We start from the raw sequence: 22,768 nt of genomic DNA, 5'->3' as shown, positions 1-22,768 counted from the left end.
TCCTATGCTGCCAGCTGCGGCCTGAAAACAACGTCAACGCCATAACTTGTTGAGTTGTAGGTGTTGGTCGGGAATAGGCTATCTGTCCCGTACGCAAACACACCGTTGCCACCGATCGAGCCCGAGGATGGGGCCGTCAGGGGACCGTTGGTAATTGCGTTGGCGAGCAGGCCCGGATCGGCCGCGTAATTCCCGGCGGTGTGATACGAGGCGACGTAGGTGGTTCCCGGCATGATCGTCACGGGCGTGGCGAAATTGACCTGCTGCCAGCCGTTGGCCGTTTCGCTGGTAAAGGTCGCAGTAGCCAGCAAAGTCCCGGTGCTGCTCCAAAGATCCGCAAGGTGTGTGCCCGTGTTGGTTGGCCCCTTGTAGAAGCGAATGCCGATGATATCGCCTGGGGTAGACGTCTGAAATTTGACGCCCAGTTCCACTGAGTTTGGATCATTGGCCGCCACAATGCTGGGTACCTGACTCGCGCTGAACAGGCTCGCAGTCGTCGAAGACGCAGCGGTCACATTGAGGGCGACGGATGTACTGGCGGCGCCACCATGGCCGTCGGAGATGCTATAGTTGAACGACGCCGCTCCCGTGTAGCCGGTCGTCGGAATGAAGATCACGCTGTTGCTTTGGGCGTTGAAGCTGGCGACGCCATTCACACCACCGCTCGCGCCCGTGATCGTGAGCCTATCGCCATCGGGATCTGTGTCGTTGGCGAGCAGTACCGAAGCCGGGATCCCGAAGGGGACGTTCTGCGTGGCGTAGAGACCGCTATCGTTCGCAGCGACCGGTAACTGGTTGGCGCCGCCGCTCAAGTTGTTGAACATGACATCCACCCAGTAGTTGCTTGCGCTATACCTACTGGTCGGGAACAGGTTGCTCGTGCCGTAGGTGTAGAGGCCATTGATGTTCGCGGGAGCCGTGAGCGGACCATTGGTGCGAGCGGTGGTGAAGTAGCTGGTGCTGGAGGCATAGTGGCCGTTGCTGTGAAAGCTCGCGACGTAGGGGATGCCAGCCGCGATGGACACGGGATTGCTGAATGTGACGGTCTGCCAGCCGCTGCCGCTCTCGTTGGTGAACGTTGCGCTCGCCAGCAGCGTGCCGGTGCTGCTCCACAACGAGCCCGTATGAGTCCCGGGGTCATTTGCACTCTTATAGTACTTGATGCCAGTGATCGTGCCTGCCACGGAGGAGGTAAATTGCACGCCAAGATTGACTTGCGCCGCATCGGAATTCGACAGAATGGCCGGCGTGTCCGAGCTCGAGAACAGGCTCACGCTTGAGGGCGCCGTCGTCGCCGTGAGATTGAACGTCTCGCTGGCTGACAGACCGCCGAGATCGGTGACCGATGTCTTGACGCTGAGGGTGCCAGCATTGGTGGACGTTGGTGTACCGCTGAAGGTCCTTGTCGCGGCATCGAAGGTCAGCCATGCGGGAAGTGCCGTGCCGTCGGCGAGGGTCGCTGTGTAGGCGAGCGAATCCCCGGAATCGACGTCGGAGAAGGTGCCCACAGGCAGCGTCAAGGAGAATGACGTACCGATTGTCGCGGTCTGATCGCCGGTCTGGGCGGCCAGCACTGGCGCGTCGTTGGCGCCATGAATTGTGACGGTGAGCGTGGTCGATGACGCGGCGCCGGCGGTGTCGCGCATCGTGTAATTGAAGACATCGGTGAGCGTGTTGGTCGACAGCCGCAACGCCTGCACGGCTGAATCCGTCTCGTTGACCGCGTACGTAAAGGCGCCCGAGGCATTGAGCACCAGGCTGCCGTGCGCTCCGGAGAGTGCTGAACCGAGTGTGCCACTGGTCGAGCCGAAGCTGACGGCGGTCACCGTCTTGGTATCGCCTGCGTCGGGATCGGTGTCGTTGGTCAGCACGTTGCCGATAGCCGCCGTGCCACCGGTGCTGTTGTTCACGCCGCCCTTCTCGGTGGCATCACCAACATCAGCAATCGCGGTTGGCGGCGTATTATTCGTGGTGGAGGATCCGTCGAAGACGACGTCCACCCAGTAGTTGGAGGCGTTATAGCTGCTCGTTGGGAACAGGTTGCTCGTGCCGTAGGTGTAGAGGCCATTGATGTTCGCAGGAGCCGTGAGCGGACCGTTGGTGCGAGCGGTGGTGAAGTAGCTGGTGCTGGAGGCATAGTGGCCGTTGCTGTGAAAGCTCGCGACGTAGGTCGTGCCAGCGACGATGGACACAGGATTGCTGAATGTGACGGTCTGCCAGCCGCTGCTGCCCTCGTTGGTGAATGTTGCGCTCGCCAGCAGCGTGCCGGTGCTGCTCCACAACAGGCCCGTATGAGTCCCGGGGTCATTTGCACTCTTATAGTACTTGATGCCAGTGATCGTGCCTGCCACGGAGGAGGTAAATTGCACGCCAAGATTGACTTGCGCCGCATCGGAATTCGACAGAATGGCTGGCGTGTCCGAGCTTGAGAACAGGCTCACGCTTGAGGGCGCCGTCGTCGCCGTGAGATTGAACGTCTCGCTGGCTGACAGACCGCCGAGATCGGTGACCGATGTCTTGACGCTGAGGGTGCCAGCATTGGTGGACGTTGGTGTACCGCTGAAGGTCCTTGTCGCGGCATCGAAGGTCAGCCATGCGGGAAGTGCCGTGCCGTCGGCGAGGGTCGCTGTGTAGGCGAGCGAATCCCCGGAATCGACGTCGGAGAAGGTGCCCACAGGCAGCGTCAAGGAGAATGACGTACCGATTGTCGCGGTCTGATCGCCGGTCTGGGCGGCCAGCACTGGCGCGTCGTTGGCGCCATGAATTGTGACGGTGAGCGTGGTCGATGACGCGGCGCCGGCGGTGTCGCGCATCGTGTAATTGAAGACATCGGTGAGCGTGTTGGTCGACAGCCGCAACGCCTGCACGGCTGAATCCGTCTCGTTGACCGCGTACGTAAAGGCGCCCGAGGCATTGAGCACCAGGCTGCCGTGCGCTCCGGAGAGTGCTGAACCGAGTGTGCCACTGGTCGAGCCGAAGCTGACGGCGGTCACCGTCTTGGTATCGCCTGCGTCGGGATCGGTGTCGTTGGTCAGCACGTTGCCGATAGCCGCCGTGCCACCGGTGCTGTTGTTCACGCCGCCCTTCTCGGTGGCATCACCAACATCAGCAACCGCGGTTGGCGGCGTATTATTCGTGGTGGAGGATCCGTCGAAGACGACGTCCACCCAGTAGTTGGAGGTTTTGTAGGTGTTAGTCGGGAAAACGCTTCCGGATCCGTAGCCATAGACACCATTGCCGCTAGCCGGAGCCGTTAACTGGCCGTTGGTCAGCGGCGTGGTGAAATAGTTCTGCGTACCGGAATAATTGCCGTTGGTGTGATAGGACGCGACGTAGGTTGTGCCTGCCGTGATGGCCACAGGGTTGGAGAAGTTGACTTGCTGCCAACCGCTCGCTGTCTCGTTCGTAAATGTGGCAGTCGCAAGCAGGGCTCCAGTCGAGCTCCAGAGAGCCGCAACATGTGGACCGGTATTCGACGATCCCTTGTAGAAACGCAGACCGGTTATTGTCCCGTTCACGGATGCGGTAAACTTAACTCCAACTTCGACGGGGCTTGTATCGCCGGAATTGGGGGCCCCTGGCGCATCATTGGTGCCAAACAAGCTCTGCGCAGAGATCGGATAGCTGACGTTGAGCGATACCTGGCCGGACCCACTTTGGCCTGCCGTGTCTGTGATCGTGTAGGTGAAACCCGCTGTCCCGGCATAGCCATTGGCAGGAGTATAGGTCACGGTCTGGTTTTGCGCATTGTAGCTTACGCTTCCATTGACCGGATTACTGACGCCGCTAAGTGAGAAAGACAATCCGGACGGGTTGGTGTCGTTCGCGAGCAGCGTTGATGCTGGAATGTTCAGCACACCATTTTGGGTAACCGTGAAGCCACTGTCCCCGTTAGCTTGCGGCGACGTCAAGCCTGAATCAGAGAAAACGACGTCGACCCAGTAATTTGCGGCTTTCGCAACAGAAACGTCGTCGGGGAAGATCGGGCCACTGCCATAGGCAAAGACGCCGTTGAGGCTGCTGCCAGGCGCAGTCAGCGCACCTTTCGTAAGGCCTCCATAATTGATGAAGTAGAAATCGGTAGAGGAATAGTGGCCGGTGTTCGTGTGATAGGAAGCAACATACGTCACACCAGCGGTCACACTGACAGGCGTGGCGAAGTTAACCTGCTGCCAGCCGCTCGCGGTTTCGTTGGTGAAGGTGGCGCTCGCAAGCAGGGTTCCGTTTGTGGTCCAGAGATCACCGATGTGGGTGCCAGTATTCTCAGCCCCCTTGTAGAACCGAATGCCGCTGATCTTGCCCGATGCGGCGGGGACGAATTTGACGCCAAGCTCAACTGAGCCGGAATCGCTGTTCGATATCACCGCAGGCGTGTCGGTAATACTGAAGAGCGTCAGGTTGGAAGATGGTGTGACCGTGTAGGTCCTGCCCGCACCGGGCGTTTCTAGGTTCAGGCTGTCGTCGACCGCCCTGGTCTTGAGATTATAAGTCCCCTGAGCGCCTGTTACGAACGAGTACGACCATGTCACGTTCGCCGCGCCGACGTTGCTCGTGGCTGGATGCCAGGTTGCCCCACCATTCGTGGAGATTTCGACGCCGGCAATCTTTCCACCCGCGTCAGTGGCCGTCCCCGTCACCGTGATCGATTGCCCCTCGACAACGCTGGCAGCCGAGAGACTGGTGATACCAGAGGTCGGTGCCGTACCGTCTGTTGACTGGGTCGCGGCCGTCAGGTTCGCTTGCAGCGTCGCCGGCTGAACGCCCATGTCGGCGAACAGGTTAGCCATCGCCTGCTGTACATTGGGATCTACCGGAGTCGCAGGTCCGTCGTGGTCGCTGGCAAGCGCCCACGGCCAGTTGATTGAGCCGGCCGAGAATATCAGTGCGCCACTAACGGGATCCCGATGCAGCACGAGATTGTGCGTCGCTGTGCCATCGGCGAACGTGTTGCCATAATCAAGGAGATACTGCCCAGTCACCTGGACTGTTGAAGATGAGACACTGATCAACCCAGCCGGGCGAAATCCGTTGTCCGGCGCCGTGTCCCATTCCACGCCTAATAGCCCAGGCACAAGCGACGCGGTCTGCCCGGGTGACGTTTGCGCGACGGACGTATTGCGCCAGAAGCGCAATTGGGTCATTGGATACGGTATCGTGATCGTATCGTACCGAAATGCGTTGACCGCGAACAATGTACCGGTCAGCTCATTCGAGGGAAGAGGCGAGGAACCAAACCGCGGGTCAGAGTAATTGCCGGTCGGCTGTCCTCTTGGATCAATCAGCGCATTTGCGTGCGTATCCTTGTAGCTAATGAGTGTGCGGTTGGCTGATCCGCTGCCATCGATGCTGGGTGCCAACCTTGTTTTCCAAAAGATCTCGTTGCCCGTGAGAAACGCAAGGTTCACGCCAGCATGCGCTGCGGCCTCTACGTTGGCGCGCTGAGCTTCGGTCCAATATTCGTCATGCCCCGCGTCCATGAAGACTTTGTGATTGAGCAACAACGAGCCGTTTGTCGCGGCATCGATTCCAGAAATGTAGGAGACATCGTACCCGTTTTGCTCGAGCCACTGAATGGCCGCAAACTCAGCCGTGAATGGGGAGTCTCCTCCCTCGGAAAAGGTTCCCTCGCCGTCACGTGTTACGAGGGGGCGATTGTAACTGACCGCGAAGGCTGATCCGTTGATGCCTGGGCCGTTTCCGAAATATAGGTTGGCCCCTCCCCAGCCGTTGTAGGCTTGCCAGTCCTCATCACTTGTCTGGAGAACGATGTCGCTGTGCGAAGCGTCGTTCCTTATGATGAACGGGATCTGGAAAATCTCGCTGCCGTTGACGACGTTGGCGATGTAGACGCCCGAGACCGCATCGGTTGGCACGCTCCAGGAGTCGGTCACGCTCCAATTGCCGGCATCTACGAGGCCCCTCGACGGGTCAGTCAATGGAGCCGGCTGGACGACCGCGGCTGCGGCCTGATGCTGCAGGCTCGTAACCAGTCTAGCCCCATCGCCGCCGTAATAGCCCAGCCGGTAAACGTCGACGCGATAGCTCGGGTTGCCGGTCAAGTTGTTGATCTTGAATTGGACCGTCCCGCCGACATTGGTGCTGATTGCTGTCGCAAACCCCTGGGTCAGATGCGAATTGTCGCCCGGCTGGATCTGCCAAACACTTTTCGGCGTACCTGGCTTCTGATTTTCCAGGACGATGGGATTCGTGGGTGGATCGGAGACAATCGTTCCTCCCTGCCCATCGCCTTTCAAATTCCAGTTCAGGTCCATCCCCGAGAACAGCAAGGTGACATTGGCCGCACCATTGCTGAAATCGACTGCGCTGATATTCGAGCTATTGTCGTAGTGGACCGTCGCCGACATCGACGGTGTGAAGGGCAGATCCTTCAAGTCGATGAGATTCCCCGGCGAAAGCGGTGCCCCCGGCGATGAACCCGCGATCAACCCGTGGAAATTGGCCGACTGATCGAGGACGAGCGTGCCAGTTCCCGTGTCGAACGACACGGTTATGCCGGAGAACGATCCATTCGAGAACTGGCCCGAAACCGAACCTCCGATCTCCAGGACCGCATTGTCTGAAATTGCGAAAGATCCTTTGCCGCTGACGTCACCCTTGAAGTCCGCCGTAGCAATGCGATCGCCAAGGAACGCCCCGACTTCGACAGTCCCATTGTTCACTACATCGCCTTCGACGACAAAGGGCGTCCCCGCACCGAACGAAAGCGTCGCACCTGCATCAAGGACCAGACTCCCGATATCAACGTTGGCCGTGCTCGTGACGGTATACGTTCCGGCTGCATCGAGTAACGCAGAGTCAACGATCCCCGGGACGCCCGCACTCCAGTTCGCAGCGACATTCCAGACCCCGTCGCTCGGATAGGTCCAGTGAGTCGTACCTGAGGTCGAAAACGTTGATGTTGTCGGCGGCGTCCCTTCGTTTGCCACAAATGGGAACGTCAGGCCGAAGGCCTTATGGCCGCTCGTCAAAGACGTCGAAGACAGCAGGGCGGACAATCGCGACTGGGAAGATGCGGAGAAGAGAGCGGGCATAACGCCACGCAGGTCCGGCGGAACGCCTGCGCCGGCCCGGGACGACGGTTGGCGGAACGAGGGGTCACCAACGAGAAGTGGCACAGTGAATGACCCGCTCGTCCGCGGATCAGCAAACGGCGAGGCCCAGAGGCCGGGCGGCCCGATGCCCGCGAATGCATGCCAAAACGCCGACTCCTGTAAAAGGGCGGGGATATCTTCCCCCTCTAGAACGGCCCGAGTTCCCCGGCCGAAGACGCTCGACTTTTGAATCAGCATGGCCATACCGATTAAATAAAGCACCTTATCAATTTAATTCTATTTTAAACCGACCGTCAATTCAATACGCATATATTTAACATGATTCCAGACCTCGGCTGAGCGGCGCTATTGCGAGGCGAATTGCGGCAGCCGCGTGATTTCGCTCAGATATTTGCCGTAGCCGCTCTTCTCCAGCGGCTTCGCCAGCGCGAGAAGTTGATCACGATTGATAAAGCCGAGCCTGAAGGCGACCTCCTCGAGACAGGCAATCTTCATTCCCTGCCGCTTTTCCAAGGTCTGAACGAAGGTCCCTGCATCGATGAGAGACTCGACCGTGCCGGTGTCCAGCCAGGCAAACCCCCGCCCCATGCGCTCAACGTGGAGCGCGTTGGCCGAAAGGTAACGCATCTGAAGATCGGTGATCTCGAGCTCGCCGCGCGCCGACGGCTCAACGCGACGGGCGTAGCGGACAACGCGATTGTCGAAGAAATACAGGCCCGTAATTGCCCAGTTCGAGGCCGGCCGTTTGGGCTTCTCCTCGATCGATACCGGGCGGTCCGTCTCATCAAACGCGACCACCCCATATCGCTCCGGGTCTCGCACGTGGTAAGCAAAGACCGTTGCTCCTTCCTCACGTCCGGCTGCCTTGGCAAGTAGTTCGCTCAAGCCGTCGCCGAAGAAAATATTGTCCCCGAGCACCATCGCCACACGATCGTCTCCGATGAACTCGGCGCCCACAATGAAGGCGTCCGCGAGACCGGCGGGACGAGTTTGTTCCGCGTAGCTGAGCCGGATGCCCCATTGGCCGCCGTCCCCCAGCAACTGCTCGAACTGGCACCGGTCCGAAGGCGTGGTAATGATCAGAATTTCGCGGATCCCTGCCAACATCAGCGTCGACAGCGGATAATAGATCATCGGCTTGTCATAGATCGGGAGCAACTGCTTGCTGACCACGCGCGTGATCGGATAGAGGCGCGTTCCGCTGCCGCCAGCCAGGACGATTCCCTTCAGCATCGATTTCTCCTTCTCCGGCGGGCTGGTCGAGACAGGCTTGGAGTGAATGGCGCCAGGGCGCCAATCGAATCCCGAACACACGTTCGGCCTTGGATGAGTCCAGGCGCGAGTTCCGAGGCCGACGCGCAGCGGTCGGAAACTCTTCAGTCGTGATCGCTTCAAGCGCCGGAATCCGCGCTCCACGACGGGAACGCTCGTGGAAGATTGCCTGCGCAAAGTCGTGCCAGCTTGTCTCGCCTTGACCGGCGAGATGATAAATACCCGCCGTGGCTCTGCGATCGTCCGTTACTGACCGTTCTGCGATCCGAAGGACGGCCTCCGCGAGGTCGAATGCGTAGGTCGGATTTCCAAGCTGGTCCCGTACAACCCTTACAATGGGCTGCGTCTCACATAGCCGCAGCATCGTTCGAACGAAATTGCTGCCATAGGGGCTGTAAAGCCAAGAGCATCTGATCACGGTCGCGAGCGGATGCGCGGCCAGTACAGCGGCTTCACCGGCAAGCTTCGACGCACCGTAGACATTCAATGGCGCGGGAATGTCGTTTTCGTCGTACGCATCCGGCTTCGCGCCGTCGAACACGTAGTCGGTCGAGACATGAAGGAACGGAATGTTCATCTGCCATGCGACATCTGCCAACGCCGCCGCGCCATCGCGGTTGATGCTGAACGCTTTCGTTGCCTCAGATTCGGCTTGATCCACCGCCGTATATGCTGCCGCATTGATGATTGCAGACGGCGCGAGCGACGCGATGATCTTGTCGATCCCTTCGCGGCTCTCAAGATCTAGCTCTCGCCGCCCGAGCGCCACCGCAGGCAGATCGCGCACTGCAGCGAGATTACGAAGACACCTTGCCAGCTGCCCATTCCGTCCGGCAATGAGGATCGGCCGATCTATCATCTTCACCTCAGTGTTGGGTAGCCAGGAGACCCAGACGCGAGCCGTCATAGACACCCCGGCGAGCACGCTCCCACCATGCGCGGTTCTTGAGGTACCACCCGACGGTTTCGGCCAAGCCCTGTTCGAAGGTTCTCGTCGGCCCCCAGCCAAGTTCGCGATGTGCCTTCGACGCGTCGATTGCGTAGCGCGCATCATGCCCCGGCCGATCCGGCACGAACGTAATGAGAGATCGTCTTGCCTCCGCGCCCGGAGCTAATCGATCCAGCACGTCACACACCTGCGTGACGACCTCCAAGTTGGATCGCTGGCCATCTCCGCCGAAATTGTACTTCTCGCCGGGTCTTCCTTCGTGGAGCAGTCTTATCAAGCCGGCGGCGTGATCATCAACTTGAAGCCAGTCGCGAATGTTTTTGCCGTCGCCATAGACCGGTAGCGGCTTGCGGTCGATGGCATTGAGAATCGTCAGCGGAATGAGCTTTTCCGGGAACTGGTACGGCCCGTAATTGTTCGAGCAATTCGATACGATGACCGGCAGACCGTAGGTTCGATACCAGGCGAGCGCGAGGTGGTCCGAGGCGGCCTTGCTCGCCGAGTACGGCGAACTCGGCGCGTAGGGCGTGTCCTCGCGAAACAAGTCGTCCGGCCCCAATGAACCGTAGACCTCGTCTGTCGATACATGGATGAAGCGGAACTGCTTCCGCCTCGGCAGCGGCAGACGCTCGTAGTAGACCCTCGCGGCCTGCAACAGCGCATAGGTGCCAACTATGTTGGTGTTGATGAAGGCGTCGGGGCCGTTGATCGAACGGTCGACGTGGCTTTCAGCGGCCAGGTGGATGATCGCATCCGGCTCGTAGTCGACGAACGCGAGATCCATCACCTCTCGGTCACAGATGTCGGACTGCAGGAACGCATAAGTCTCGCGTCGTTCAATGCTCGCCAGCGAGGTCAGGTTGGCTGCGTATGTCAGTTTGTCGACGTTGATCACTGCGGCACCGGTCTGCAGCACCAAACGACGACACACCGCAGAACCGATAAAGCCCGCTCCGCCGGTCACCAGGATACGCATGCTACTCGTCTCCACTAATCGAAAACGCAACCGAGCTGGTTGAGCGCGGGAAGGGTCTGGTCCTTTGGCGAGAGCTGAGCCTCCGACGTTGTCACGGGCCACTCGATTGCTAACGCCGGATCAGCCCAATAGACCCCGGCATCATGGCTCGGGGCGTAGACCTGATCGACCTTGTACAGGACGACGGTCTTGGGCTGCAGCGTACAGAAGCCGTGCGCGAACCCCTTCGGAATGAACACCTGCTCACCGCTTTCACTATCCAACTGGATGGCGATGTGCTTGCCGAAGTTGGGCGATGAACGCCTGAGATCAACGGCAATATCGCGAATGGCCCCGCTCAACACCCGTATGAGCTTCGCCTGGGCGAAGGGCGGTCGCTGGAAGTGCAAGCCGCGCACCGTGCCGGTCCGATCCGAGCTGGACTGATTGTCCTGAACGAAGTCGTGAAGAATGCCCTTCTCCGCAAAGGCCGATCGTTGGAAGGTCTCGCAGAAGTAGCCTCGGACGTCGGAAAACCGATCTGTCCGAATCACCTTGACATCAGGGATCGCGAGGGATCGCAGCTCCAGCATTAGGTACTCTCCTGCCCGCCCTTATTTTGGATCGGGTTTCATGCAGCGGATCATAATCCTCCATAGGATTACTTTTCCAGCCCCCTGAGATATCCGCATTATTTTGGAGGCGAATAATGATCTGCCACCAAATCTCTGAAATATCTTCAACTTTCAGCAGAACGAAGCTGAAATGTCCAGATTCGCCGTTATCTACATTCTGATTTCAATTAATATAACCATCATTTAATTTGGCAAGCAAATTTTTATAAGGTATATAATCTCTCACCGTCCGCAGTCCTGCATTCAACGTTGGTCTGCGGGCGGGCAGCCGCAACGCGACCAACCGTCGGACAGGTTACGTGATGCTTCAGAACAATATTCAACACACAGATAGATTACGGCTGCCGGCGAACGGGCTGCCCCAGTCCGCCAAGGCGGACGGCGGAGGAATCAGCGACATCATCAATTTCGGTATCGGGCTTCTACGGCGCCAATATCTCGTGATCCTTTTCACCGCTGGACTCGCCATTGCGGCCAGCCTGCTTTATCTCCGGTTGGCGCCTCCGACTTACACCGCGCAAGTTCAGATCCTGCTGGCGAATCCAAGGCCCCAATTTGTCCAGCAGCAGTCGCTGCTCGCCGAGACCGCCTTCGATCTAAACCAAATCGAGACCCAGCTTCAGCTCTTGAGATCGAAGGGCACTGCCGTTGCGGTCATCAACCAGTTGAAACTGGCGGACGACCCGGACTTTGACGGATCTGGGCTATCTCTACAGTCGCTCTGGCAGCGAATTCGGCCGTGGGGCTCGGCTGGAACGAAGAAAGCTGGTCCATCCGATGCCCAGGGCGAACCATCGGAAGGGCTCGTAGATGCATTTCTGAGCCGGCTTTCAGCGGGGCGTGTCGGGTTCAGCAATGTCATTGAGATCAGCTTCAGTTCGAGCAACGCCGCCCGAGCAGCGGAGATCGCCAACGCGGTAGCTAATGCCTATGTTGCGGACCAGCTCAATGCAAAATTTGAAGCCAATCGCAGAGCAACAAGTTGGCTACAGGAGAGGCTACGCGATTTGGGCGACCAAGCTATCGCTGCACAACGGGCCGTCGACGTCTACAAGGTCCAGAACAATATCGTTTCTTTGGACGGGAAGCCCATCGACGAGCAGCAAATCACAGAGATCAACAACCGATTGGCTGCGGCGCGCGCCCAAACCTCTGAGGCGACGGCCAAACTGGCCCGCTATGAAACGCTCCTCGCCTCCGATCCGAAGAATCCATCCTCGATGGCAAATCTGGATGCTATCGGGGCGGATGCGCTGAACAGTCAGATCATTACTGGACTGCGCCAGCAATACCTAGAACTTATGAGACGTGAGGCCGAGCTGGCGGCAAAGGTCGGCCGTGATCACTTGGCAGTCGTCAATATCCGGAACCGCGTTCGGGAATTTCGCGTCTCCATATTCGACGAAGTCAGAAGACTTGCCGAAGTCAGCCGAAGCGAATTCGAACTTGCCAAGCAGCGGCAGCAAGAAATCGAAAAGCAGCTGTCCAAGGCTGTTTCGCAGTCCCGTTCAGTCAATTCTGCCGAGCTGACGATCAAGGATCTGGAAAGCAGGGCAAAGGGCTTGCGTGCCTTGTACGAATCCTTCCAGCAGCGCTACATGGGCTCCGCACAGCAGGAGTCATTTCCCATCTCAGAAACGCGTGTGCTTTTTCCCGCTTCGCCGCCGCCAAGCAAGAGCAAGCCAAAAACAAGATTGGTGCTAACGCTCGGCATCCTAGGCGGTCTCGCGCTTGGCATCGGCTTGGCACTCCTCAGAGACCTCATGGACCGCGTATTTCGCACTTCTTCACAAGTGGAATCTGTGCTGGAATTGCCTTGCCTATCTTTGGTTCCATTATTACCGGTCCGCAAATCATCGAAGCCACCAGTTCGCCTCCAACCAACTGCTGATGATGATGCTCAGCAACGGATCGTTTCATCTCCAACCGCAATTCATCGAACCGTGGTCGGGATGCCGCTATCGCGATATACCGAGGCAATTCGTTCCATCAAGCTAGCCATCGACCACAATCCGGCGAAGATCTCCTCCCAGGTCATCGGCATTACCTCGGCCCTGCCGAATGAGGGGAAAACCACAATTGCAGCCTCGCTTGCGCAATTGATCGGGCACACCGGCAAGAAAGCGATCATCGTCGATTGCGACCTCAGGAATCCTTCGCTATCCACGATCTTTGCACCAAAGGCTGCCGCTGGAATCCTCGAAGTTGCAAACGGCAGCCGGTCTCTCACGGAGGCCATTTGGCGGGATCCGGCGACCAACCTTGCATTCTTACCCGCCGTGCGACGGGGCCCCCTGCTTCACACCAGCGAAATCCTTTGTGCCGACACCATCAGCAAGTTGTTCGACCGTTTGCGGGCCGACTATGACTACATCATCGTCGACCTTCCCCCGTTGACCCCATTAGTTGATGTCCGAGCCACCTCCTCCCTGATAGACTGCTACATTCTGGTCGTTGAATGGGGCCGGACCAAAATAGATGTCGTACAGCACGCGCTGCACACGGCGCCCAACATTCACGAGTCGCTGATCGGGGCAGTCCTCAGCAAGACGGATACCAAGGCGATGGCTCGATATGATGGTCATCGGAGCTACTATTATCATGACAGCCATTACATCCGTTATGGTCTTACTGGCTCTTAAGGCTGTATCGTAGCGGCCTCCACGTTCTCCGGCAAGCGGATCAGCGGAGTGGCCGCACCACACGATGGTGTTCACATGATTGTCCGCCTCGTCATGTTAGCCGAGTTGGTGGCGATTACCGCCGCGCTCGCGATGCCGGAAAGCCTGCCAGGCTGGGTGTTGGCATCCTTCCTACTTGCAACAGCTGCGCTGGCTGTCGCGATCTTTCCATTGTCCGCCTCCCTCGGACTCGCGAGGCTGCTCCTCCGGCCTGGCCTGGTCGTTGTGCTCGCAGCTCCGGCGCTCTGGATGGCGTTGCAGGCAGTGCCGATGCCTACGGGCACACTCGGCAATCCCATCTGGGCAACCGCATCGGCGGCCCTGAGCGAGCCCCTCCCCGAAATGATCACCGTCGATACCGCGACCACGATGTTCTCGCTCGCGCAGTATTGTGCTGTGCTCGCGACAGCCCTCGTCACCGCGGTCATCACGCTTGACCGATATCGCGCAGCGCAAGTCCTGCATATTCTATTGGCGATAGCCACGGTTGCCACGGCCATGTGGTTCGGCAAGGAAACAAATGGCGCCGCCGGACCGGATGGCTCGACCGTCGCAGTGCTCGGCGTGCTGCTCGCCTACGCGACGGCGATACGTGCGCTCGATCAATTACGGCGGCACAGTCGGCCAGGAACAATTGCGCCGGCCCCGCTCCCTGCTCTGCTCGCCGCAATCATCGCAATGGTCGTCTGCATGGCCGCGCTGGTCATTCGGACCAACGCCACCACTGTCGTTGCCGCCCTCCTCGGATCTGGAATCTTGCTCTCGGTGTTCGCCATTCGCAGGTGGTTCTTGGGCTCGTGGGGTACCGCTGGCGTTCTCGCAACCGCCGCGATTGTCTCCATTGCCATAGCCACAACCATTCCCTTCAGGACGAACACCGATCTGACGATCGCCTTTTCGACGAGCAGTCAGACCGCAACAGAACGGATGCTCCAGGACGTTGGGCCAACGGGATCCGGCGCGGGTGCTTCGACCGTGCTCTTGCCGATTTACCTGGACGTTGAAGGCGGCGCCTCGCGAGAAAGGCCGACTGCCGCCGCCGCGATTGTTGTAGACATGGGGTGGGCCTTCCTTTGCGGACTCGTGGTTATTGCATTGCTCGGCGCTTGCATTCTGATCAGGCGTTCTCTGTCACGGACCTACGATTACGTGTTCGCCGCGCTGGGCGCCGGCGCTTCGATTGCAGTGACGATACTGGCCTTTTCCGAGCACGGAATTCTGGGTTTGGGCGCATCGCTTTTGCTCGGTGCGCTTTTTGGGTTGTCGTTCGGTCAAAGCGTCCACTCCCCGGGACGCGACGTCATATCCTCAGAATCGAAAGAGGCCTCCGACCGGATTGCAGTTCAAGCACAAGCCTCTCGTTGGAGGTTCGCGTCAGCGTTAGTCACCATGTGGCCGCGCATTCCCCTGATGGTGCTTGGAATCGCACTGATCACGCAGGCAGTATGGATGGCCCTCCCTGAGTTGTATCTCAGTGTACGACCTTCTTCAGTGTCGGTTCTGTCTACTGCTGCAGCCTGGCCGAACGGGATCTCGAAACCGGTTTCGGTTGCGGCAGCGCGTGAAGACCTATGGTTCCGAGGCGGATCAAGATTCAGCTCGGATTCGGCTCCTGCTGCCGACGAGCAAAGCACGGCTCCTCTTGTGACTTCGAGTGCGTTTGCTCGTGCATTACGCTCTTCGCCGCTCCGGGGTGACATTTGGCTCATGCTTGCGGCTGGGTCCAAGCATAATTCGTCCCCGTCCAGCACGGCAGCGATGCTCAAAATGTCATACTATACTGCCCCCAATGATCTGGATTTACTTCCGTTACGCGTATCCGTCGCGCTTGCTACAGATACCGTGGTACGAGAGCCTGAGTTTCGTGAATTGGTCAAGCGGGACATAACCCTCGTCGTTAGACATCGGCCTGCCCTCAGACCCGCGCTTGTGACCGCGTACCGGTCAGCCTCGCCCGACGGGAAGATCTATCTCGAGGGCCTGATTTCGGAACTAGATCCGGCGTACCTCGACCAAGTGCGCACGCGGAGCTCTCGACAGGGTTCTCGATAAGATAAGATCGGAGGAAGCGGCGACCTTTGGCCAACAGGCGATCACGGTCCGGCGACAGGAGTGTGCCAATCAAATCAATGGGAACCGCAATTTTCACTTGAAAAGTTTGTTAATTAATAATAAATTAAATATTAAATGCAGGGCCGCGACAATGAATTTCGTGAACCGAGATTTCCGCGAGCGGGAGGTTACGGATCGTCTCAGTCCCGAGCTGGTAGCGTCCCGCCAGCACAAATGGCCCCTCCGTTATGACGCGGTCGAGCACGTGGCGCTCTGTGCGGATATTGCGACCATTCTATTTGCGAGCATCGTTTCCTCATTGCTGCACCAAGCCCAAAATGGGCAAGCCGCAGCCGGCGTGAGCAACGCACTTGGCCTGGCGCTGATCAGCGCAGCTTGTCTCGTTTGCCTGCTGAAGACGCACGGGCTTTATCAGCCAGTTGAACTCCTCGCCCTCCGAAATCAGATGCGGGCGGTCTGTCTGGCTTGGACGTCATCGGTGCTTTTCATTTGGTCGGTGTACGGCTTTGCAATTCACCCGGGGACCTCACAGCAAGCAGGACTACTCTTCGTCGTTATCGGTCTGAGTTTGCTTTTGGCCGAACGGTGGGGAGTCAAGGTGCTTCTCGGAAGGGCCCTGAGCGGCAGAAAGTTCGCCAACACAAATATCGTTCTGATCAGCGATCAACCATGGTCGAAGAACGTGGGGTTGTCCGAAACCCTATCAATGCACGGATATTGCGTGAAGGGACGATTCAGCTTGCCTCCGCTTGGCTTCGGTCCCGCCTGCCGAAGGCGGCTCACGGCCCGCGTCATCGACCACATCCGCACCTGCCAGCTCGATCAGGTGGTGGTGGAAGCCGCCCCGGAGCGATGGCCCGAATTGCGAGCCTTTGTTGCCGATTTACGCGTATTGCCGTTCCCGATCATTTTCGTGCCCGTCGGCACAACGTCCGAATTGCTTCGACACCCTAAGCGGAGTCTTGGAAGTGCCGTTTGTGTAGAACTACAGCGTGGCCCCCTGACGCCGCTGGAGTCCGCGATCAAGCGGACGATTGATATTATCGGGGGTAGCCTCGGCTTGGCGATGCTCGCCCCGCTGCTTGCGCTGGCTGCAATCGCGATCAAGCTGGATTCTCCCGGCCCTATATTCTTTCGGCAGCAACGCTGTGGCTTCAACGGCCGAATATTCTTAATCCGCAAATTCCGGACCATGCATGTGCTTGAGGATGGGCCCGTAATCCTTCAGGCTAACCGCGCCGATCGACGCGTTACCCGCGTCGGCAAATGGCTGCGTCGGACCAGTTTCGATGAACTGCCGCAACTGCTGAATGTGGTCGAGGGCAGCATGTCGCTGGTGGGTCCGCGTCCCCACGCCTTGGCCCACGACGGACAGTTTGACAAGCTCGTGCGAAACTACGCGTTTCGCCGCAGGGTCAGGCCGGGACTGACCGGATGGGCCCAGATCCACGGCTGCCGCGGCGCAACTCCCACAGCCTCCATGATCGAAGCACGTGTACAGTACGATCTCTGGTACATCGACAATTGGAGTCTTCGGCTGGATCTCGCAATCCTGTTGCGAACTCCGATGGAAGTATTGCGGGGCCGTAACGCCTACTAGGCTGGATCTCCGCTCAAAGCGCCAAGCTACGCCAGCCTGCTGGCGTAGCGCCGCTTCACGCCCGCTGCCGAAGCTTCGGACCCGCTCCCCCTATGCGAAACTCCTCGATCCGACGGCCGGATTTCATGGCAGCAACCAACCATCGCGGCTGCTTACCACGTCCCGACCAGGTTTCCGAAGTCTGGGGATTGCGATATTTCGGCAGCACGCGCGGATATTTGCGCCTCTGTTTGCCGGGCGGGGAGACGCCCGACTCTCTTCTTTCGGCTAACACAGCCATCCCGCCGCCGAGAACCGCTAGGCGCTTCTCCAGTTCCTGCTTTTCCGCCTTGATCCGATCCGACAAAATGCCGCTAATTTCCTCATGAAGCGACCATAGATCGTCGAGGGACATGGATTCTAATTCGAGTTTCTTAGCTGACATTCTCGCACCGTGTAGTTGCGCCCACCTAGTTCCATCTAATATTGCCCCAGTCGACATTAATCAAGACACAGAGCCAAATTATCCAAAGCAATGTATGGAACCAAACTCGCCCCCCAGATAACTGGGTCGCGGTTAGTAATCAAGCTGGTAAAAGGAGCGAGCCGCTAATCCAACTTGAGGGCAGGAAATACCACACGTCCTACTTGCGGCGAGGAAACCGCCCAAGCGCCCAGGATTTAAGCTGACCGCCTGAACAACTGCCCCGCCTCAGCCTGCATTTAAGAGACCGATGTCCACTTTTCCTTCGTCCAGGAAGCCCTACCGCCGCGCGGCATAAGAACAAACGGGAGCGAATAATCTCGATCTCCCTCAATGCGCGCCGCCTTAGTTCGATTTGGGCCCTCAAGGCCTGGATGTCCGACAATGCACCTGAGGGAACGATAAACCGGCCGATTGAATCTCGAAGACGTTCGAGAGGATACTCGATCAAAACCAATTCTCCTCTTGCGCCTTCCCGCAAGCTTCTGAGCCTGCTGAGGCTTATTAATAAAATAATCGTCGCAATAATTATTAAATAATATATAACAAATCTATTGTTAGGTCAAATCGAGTGCCTGACCACGTTCATTCTTCGTTCGGCCCACGATGTTTGAATATGACCGATGGTCGATGGATAGGCAGCCAGTCCAACGGTGACGAGAATGCTATCTATGCACAGGCAAGATCTCGAAGCCATGGATTTTGAAGAATTATGGCTCCTCCACGAGGAGCTAACAAAAATTCTTGCTGAAAAGATCACGGCCGAAAAGCGGGAGCTGGAGAAGCGCCTGGCGCAACTCAATCAGCCGGAACAAGTCGGCGGGCCCGAGAGCGTAGCGGCAGAGATGGGCCTAGGCCAGCCGCCACGGCGCAAATACCCGAAGGTTGTGCCGAAATATTCCAACCCGCTCCAGCCGACCGAGACCTGGTCGGGACGAGGCAAACAGCCTCGCTGGCTAGTTGCCGCCCTCCGGTCAGGCCACACGCTGGAGGAGTTCAGAATCCGCGAGAACGGCGACACGTCCGACCGGAATGATGGTGGTCGAGAGCACTCGTAGCCCTGCGCATTTGCACGTAAGGTTGCCTGAAAACGTTCAGCCCTGCGCATTCCGGAAAACGCTCTACCGGCCTGGGGCCGTAACATCGGAAAGCCCGGTCCGCCCTGGGATCTGCCTCCGCCCTTCCCGAAAGGCGCTTGTGTGACCCTCGCGGGCCCTACACCTTTCCCGTACGAACCGCAGTCGTCGCCCTCAACAGATACTCTAAGGTGCTCGCTCTGGGCACAGTCCACAATCCACGCCGACGCGCGCTGGTTTTTTCGGAACCAGTCCCCTCCCGACGGTAATTTCTAAGGTCCAGAATCGTCATCGCGAGAAAGGGCACACGTGTGACCGGATAGCGTGCTTGCATCAATTGTCTCATGAACTGCAGACGTGGGATTAGTCGGGAGCGCAGCGGGCGCGGGATATCGACCCCAAGCAGCTCAGCTAAAGCGAGCAGCTGGGTTTCGACCGCGTTCTTCATCAAATCGCCTGACATATGAGAGGTAAGCTCAGTCCAATCGATGCCACCGGAGGAACTGTTCAGATCTCGCAATTCAAGGAGATGCCGCAGATCGAGGTCCCCGAGCCAATAGCCAAAGTCTTGAAACTGATCGTGGATGATCAACATAAGCGCTCGGCAGGTAGTCGTGGGGACATACGCGCTTCCCCGCCCCAGCCTCGCAGCGAAGCAATGACTCAGAGCGTGTTCGCGGTCGCAGCCGAAATAGGCAGAATCTGGAGCGGCGCGCTGCAGATCGATGGTGCCGACATCCTGCGGCCGGTTCATCTCGACATACCATCTCTTGCTTTCGGGAGGGGGCCGCTCGTGAACTTGATAGCCAATCGCGCCCAGAGCGGTGACTGCTCTTTCAGCTTCGTCCGGCATAACCATAATATCCAGATCAGACATCAGCCGAACGCCTCGCCGCTCCTCGGGCGCGGACGCCAGGGTCGATGCCCCCTTGAGTAGGATCGGCGTAATTCCCAGGCCGTTCATCGCAACAACGGCCTCCTCCAGTTGAGCAAGGAGGCGATTGTTGCGCAGCACGTTTCGGCTGTAGATATGGCGGACATATGTGCGGACGTCCTCCGGCAGGATCTGTGCAAATTTGTCAACGAAATCGATGAGAGCCGGCGTCGTTAGAGTCTGGTTTGCGAGCCCGATTACGGACGTCCACTCGATGTCGACGGGTGGCATGCCTTGCAGGCAATTGCAGAGGCTCGTCAGCGCCGTGCTATGCCTTGCCATTGCATAGATCCATAAGCACGCGCCGGGCCTCCACGGCCTCGCAGTAGGTGAGTTGAAGCGATGGCGCGCCAGCGACGATCCGCTTCAAAGCGGAAAAGCCGGCCTGCGAAAGTCGTCCGTCAGCAGCAAATGCATTATCGATGAGCCGCTTCATCGAATCCAGTTGATCTATCGCGGTTAGTTCGGCCGGACCGCTCGCGACACGGTTCAAGAAGATGATCCAGCTTGCGGAAAAGCATTGGTGGTACGCATCCGCAATGGGCACGTACCGCACCAGAACGCCGTCGGAGCGGCAATGCGTCGCGTCGTACCGGTCGCCATGTAGTCGCGAGAGCAAGTCCCACGATCCTTCCTTGACGGTGAGAGCAAACGGGATCCCGCAGATCGCTCCGTCAGTTCCAACCAGCGCAACGTCATCACCGGCGTACCGAAGTCCGGCGTCCACCAACTGCAGTGTGAGGGTGGACTTTCCGGCTCCCGGTTGTCCGCATAACAATAGCCCCGCACCGTCTTTCACGAGGGAAGCGGCATGGAGGGAGAAGGTCCAGCGATTGCTTCGAATAAGTCGCTCGGTGATGTGTGCTTTGATCGTAGGGGCCAGTGCTTCGATTTGACACCTCGAAATGCTGGAATCCTCTCCGCGCCAGAGCACTTGCTCGTCAAGCATCATTGCCTCGATCGCAATGTCGTCGCCGCCGGCGCTCTGGCCCGAAACACAAAACAGCGAGCGCAGCCATCTCAAGAGGTCCGGATTTGCAGCCCGGACCCCTATTCGGTGCCGGCCTAGAACCGCCGAGAAGGCAACATCGGTCGGCATTCGCCAGTCGACCTCGAGCAACGCTCGATCGATCCATATATCTACAACCCGTCGCGTGAACTGGCGTGCCGTGTGCGCGTCAACGCCTAGCGTCCCAAGCCCCTGATAGATGTCCTCCAGAGAGGCGCCTTGCGCCAGCTTACACCAGATGAATGCTCCTACTCGGTCCAGTTCAAAGATCTTCTGCCCTGTTTCGCTGAAGAGCATTGATCGACCTTCCAGCAGCGCGAACACTGCATCCGCAGCCGGTCTCAAAACCATCTCGGCCGACGATCTTTCCAGCACGGCTCCAACCAATGTGAAGAACTCTGCCTCTTCCTGCAGCGACGAGGCGACGACAGCGTCTGGGATGCTCTCGCCGCCCTCGGCAGCCTATGAAGATCAATCTGACCCGTCCGCGGCACGGCAATTCCCGTCTGCCGGGCACAAGTCACCTAATCGGTCTCGTTTCGAAACGACAATCCGGTCAGTCATGCCACAGCTGACCGCCCCTGCCCCCTCCCTGCGGAGAAATGTTCAACACCTTCTCTCAAAGAAACCGCGCTCGCGCTCAACCGGTGAGCATCCAGAAGGTACCGATAGGCTTCGCGATCGGCACTGCGTTCTCGCAGAATGCGCTCCTTCTCTCCAATACCGACCAATTCCGCGCGCATCTGGGCCAACTGCGGCGCATCGAGGGCTAGGTCGTACCCGCCAAGTGTTAAATCCCACATTGTCTCCTCCAGCCGAACGAAACCTGGGCGAGCTTAGCTTAGTTGATTGGCAGCAATTAACAACGATATTTACAACACCGCCATATAACAAAATTTATTTCATATTTGAACCGCGCACGAACCATCCGTTACCAAGTCAAATCGGCGCGGCCCGAACCGGCAACAGGTAGTGAGGAAATGGCTGAAAGTGCGAAGGGCTTGACGCTTTCCGATGTGACATCCCGCCGCGACAGCCCCGCAAAATAAATCGGTCGAAAGTCGCAAACCGGACCGACAATGCGAATTTAATTGCGCATTAAATGAAAAACGGAGAATATTAACGGACTGCATGAGGGGGGAGTGACCAGTGATCCGGTTGGCTGATCTGTCCGACAAGAGGAAGATACTGGCTTCGTTGCGAGCGGAATATTCCGCACGAAGCCGCAGGGATTGGACATGATAATTGTGAGGGGCCCCCCAGAAGCTTTCGGTTGAGGTCGAATCCTCATTTCATAGGCCTGCCGGGCCAAAGTCGGCAGTATTCCCAAGAATTCGCCCAGCAAGAATCCGGTCGGTTGGAGAAGCGTCGTCACGAGCGAGCTGCCCTTTGCTCGAACATCGACCCAGGTGCGATGCCCCCCAAGTACCCCGCACCGACGAGAGCGCACTCCAGCCGACCGGCCCCTTTTATTCGGCAGATGTTTCAGGGAGGCTCACATGGGTATGATTATGGTCAAGTGTCCGAAAACCGGTCGCGCGATTCCGACCGGCATCAAATCCGATCGTGAGACTTTCCTGCGGAGCATCGTGTTTTTCGGCAATACTCGTTGCCCCACTTGCCAGGCCGATCACAACTGGTTCGCTCGCGAGGCCTGGGTCGAAGAGCCAATCGTTCGGACGACGGATATTCTTGGTGCGGCTTCCTCGTGCTGATGCAAATGTCGAGGCCGTTTTGAGAGAGTGCGTCCAAGTTCTCTTTTTCGAGACAGGCATTTCTGTTGCAGCGCATTAGAACGCTCGAAAATATTTCCGCCTATCGTCGTAAAGCGAACGGACGGCTCAAGGAGCCATCGCTTAGACGTTATTGGCACGTCATCACAAATTCGAGCTTCCCGTCACGGATTCGGCAAGGCCTGTTTAGGGGTGTGGTAGTGAGTAGTGGAGTTTGCAGCCTGGCTGGGCTGCGTCACACAACGATCGAACTCGTTAGCCTGCTGGCTCAATTACAGCGGCTCCGGGAGAGAGTACGAAGGGCGGAAGCACGGC

Annotated in this window: 14 protein-coding genes; 6 read left to right on the top strand and 8 right to left on the bottom strand. The window is 58.2% G+C overall.

Going from position 1 to position 22,768, the window contains the following annotated elements; genetic code table 11:
• Positions 1–2 precede the first annotated feature (2 nt).
• The 5 genes from IVA81_RS03210 to rfbC all read right to left on the bottom strand — a co-directional run bounded on the left by IVA81_RS03210 (position 3) and on the right by rfbC (position 10,842).
• Entirely contained in the window at positions 3–7,016 is a 7,014-nt protein-coding gene (locus tag IVA81_RS03210) for a DUF4082 domain-containing protein (protein ID WP_247312133.1), read from the bottom strand.
• Between the two features lie 402 nt (positions 7,017–7,418).
• Positions 7,419–8,306 (bottom strand): glucose-1-phosphate thymidylyltransferase RfbA, encoded by an 888-nt coding sequence (rfbA, locus tag IVA81_RS03205; RefSeq protein ID WP_247312130.1) that lies wholly within the window; start codon positions 8,304–8,306, stop codon positions 7,419–7,421.
• Positions 8,215–9,204 carry a dTDP-4-dehydrorhamnose reductase gene (gene rfbD / locus IVA81_RS03200; protein WP_247312127.1) on the bottom strand — a complete coding sequence of 330 codons (990 nt, stop codon included), beginning with the start codon at positions 9,202–9,204 and terminating at the stop codon, positions 8,215–8,217. The genes rfbA and rfbD overlap by 92 nt, the downstream gene beginning before the upstream one ends.
• 7 nt (positions 9,205–9,211) lie before the next feature.
• Complete coding sequence (gene rfbB, locus IVA81_RS03195) at positions 9,212–10,270, bottom strand: dTDP-glucose 4,6-dehydratase (protein WP_247312125.1); 1,059 nt, start codon at positions 10,268–10,270, stop codon at positions 9,212–9,214.
• A gap of 14 nt (positions 10,271–10,284) precedes the next feature.
• Positions 10,285–10,842: a dTDP-4-dehydrorhamnose 3,5-epimerase gene (rfbC, locus tag IVA81_RS03190; RefSeq protein ID WP_247312122.1), complete on the bottom strand. Its 558-nt coding sequence runs from the start codon at positions 10,840–10,842 to the stop codon at positions 10,285–10,287.
• A gap of 344 nt (positions 10,843–11,186) precedes the next feature.
• On the opposite strand from rfbC, the gene IVA81_RS03185 reads away from it, so the two are divergent.
• The 3 genes from IVA81_RS03185 (at position 11,187) to IVA81_RS03175 (ending at position 17,238) form a co-directional block, all read left to right on the top strand.
• Positions 11,187–13,526 (top strand): AAA family ATPase, encoded by a 2,340-nt coding sequence (locus IVA81_RS03185; protein ID WP_247313304.1) that lies wholly within the window; start codon positions 11,187–11,189, stop codon positions 13,524–13,526.
• A gap of 75 nt (positions 13,527–13,601) precedes the next feature.
• A complete protein-coding gene (locus tag IVA81_RS03180) occupies positions 13,602–15,617 on the top strand; it encodes a hypothetical protein (RefSeq protein ID WP_247312120.1) in 2,016 nt (671 codons plus the stop codon).
• Positions 15,618–15,768: 151 nt separating this feature from the next.
• Complete coding sequence (locus IVA81_RS03175; protein WP_247312117.1) at positions 15,769–17,238, top strand: exopolysaccharide biosynthesis polyprenyl glycosylphosphotransferase; 1,470 nt, start codon at positions 15,769–15,771, stop codon at positions 17,236–17,238.
• 55 nt (positions 17,239–17,293) lie between these two features.
• On the opposite strand, the gene IVA81_RS03170 is transcribed toward IVA81_RS03175, so the two are convergent.
• The gene (locus tag IVA81_RS03170; protein ID WP_247312114.1) at positions 17,294–17,662 is read right to left on the bottom strand and encodes an H-NS histone family protein; all 369 of its coding nucleotides are present in this window, start codon (positions 17,660–17,662) and stop codon (positions 17,294–17,296) included.
• Positions 17,663–18,372: 710 nt separating this feature from the next.
• Here IVA81_RS03170 and IVA81_RS03165 point away from each other — a divergent pair.
• The gene (locus tag IVA81_RS03165) at positions 18,373–18,759 is read left to right on the top strand and encodes an H-NS histone family protein (protein WP_247312111.1); all 387 of its coding nucleotides are present in this window, start codon (positions 18,373–18,375) and stop codon (positions 18,757–18,759) included.
• A gap of 157 nt (positions 18,760–18,916) precedes the next feature.
• Here IVA81_RS03165 and IVA81_RS03160 read toward each other — a convergent pair whose 3' ends face one another.
• Both IVA81_RS03160 and IVA81_RS03155 read right to left on the bottom strand, forming a co-directional pair.
• A complete protein-coding gene (locus IVA81_RS03160; RefSeq protein WP_247312109.1) occupies positions 18,917–19,993 on the bottom strand; it encodes a nucleotidyltransferase family protein in 1,077 nt (358 codons plus the stop codon).
• The gene (locus IVA81_RS03155) at positions 19,980–21,095 is read right to left on the bottom strand and encodes a PqqD family peptide modification chaperone (RefSeq protein ID WP_247312106.1); all 1,116 of its coding nucleotides are present in this window, start codon (positions 21,093–21,095) and stop codon (positions 19,980–19,982) included. The genes IVA81_RS03160 and IVA81_RS03155 overlap by 14 nt, the downstream gene beginning before the upstream one ends.
• A gap of 227 nt (positions 21,096–21,322) precedes the next feature.
• Here IVA81_RS03155 and IVA81_RS03150 point away from each other — a divergent pair, with 227 nt between their 5' ends.
• The gene (locus tag IVA81_RS03150) at positions 21,323–21,493 is read left to right on the top strand and encodes a hypothetical protein (RefSeq protein WP_247312103.1); all 171 of its coding nucleotides are present in this window, start codon (positions 21,323–21,325) and stop codon (positions 21,491–21,493) included.
• Positions 21,494–22,219: 726 nt separating this feature from the next.
• Positions 22,220–22,435, top strand: a complete 216-nt coding sequence (locus IVA81_RS03145) for a hypothetical protein (protein WP_247312100.1) — start codon at positions 22,220–22,222, stop codon at positions 22,433–22,435.
• Positions 22,436–22,768 lie beyond the last annotated feature (333 nt).

This window comes from Bradyrhizobium sp. 141 (genome assembly GCF_023074055.1).
Taxonomy (GTDB): domain Bacteria; phylum Pseudomonadota; class Alphaproteobacteria; order Rhizobiales; family Xanthobacteraceae; genus Bradyrhizobium.
This window is presented reverse-complemented; position numbering and strand designations above follow the sequence as displayed.

Excerpts from the sequence above, each read along its gene's own strand:
- rfbA (WP_247312130.1), bottom strand. The coding sequence starts at position 8,306 with ATGCTGAAGGGAATCGTCCTGGCTGGCGGCAGCGGAACGCGCCTCTAT.
- rfbD (WP_247312127.1), bottom strand. The coding sequence starts at position 9,204 with ATGATAGATCGGCCGATCCTCATTGCCGGACGGAATGGGCAGCTGGCA.
- rfbB (WP_247312125.1), bottom strand. The coding sequence starts at position 10,270 with ATGCGTATCCTGGTGACCGGCGGAGCGGGCTTTATCGGTTCTGCGGTG.
- rfbC (WP_247312122.1), bottom strand. The coding sequence starts at position 10,842 with ATGCTGGAGCTGCGATCCCTCGCGATCCCTGATGTCAAGGTGATTCGG.
- IVA81_RS03185 (WP_247313304.1), top strand. The coding sequence starts at position 11,187 with ATGCTTCAGAACAATATTCAACACACAGATAGATTACGGCTGCCGGCG.
- IVA81_RS03180 (WP_247312120.1), top strand. The coding sequence starts at position 13,602 with ATGATTGTCCGCCTCGTCATGTTAGCCGAGTTGGTGGCGATTACCGCC.
- IVA81_RS03175 (WP_247312117.1), top strand. The coding sequence starts at position 15,769 with ATGAATTTCGTGAACCGAGATTTCCGCGAGCGGGAGGTTACGGATCGT.
- IVA81_RS03170 (WP_247312114.1), bottom strand. The coding sequence starts at position 17,662 with ATGTCAGCTAAGAAACTCGAATTAGAATCCATGTCCCTCGACGATCTA.
- IVA81_RS03165 (WP_247312111.1), top strand. The coding sequence starts at position 18,373 with ATGCACAGGCAAGATCTCGAAGCCATGGATTTTGAAGAATTATGGCTC.
- IVA81_RS03160 (WP_247312109.1), bottom strand. The coding sequence starts at position 19,993 with ATGGCAAGGCATAGCACGGCGCTGACGAGCCTCTGCAATTGCCTGCAA.
- IVA81_RS03150 (WP_247312103.1), top strand. The coding sequence starts at position 21,323 with ATGTTCAACACCTTCTCTCAAAGAAACCGCGCTCGCGCTCAACCGGTG.
- IVA81_RS03145 (WP_247312100.1), top strand. The coding sequence starts at position 22,220 with ATGGGTATGATTATGGTCAAGTGTCCGAAAACCGGTCGCGCGATTCCG.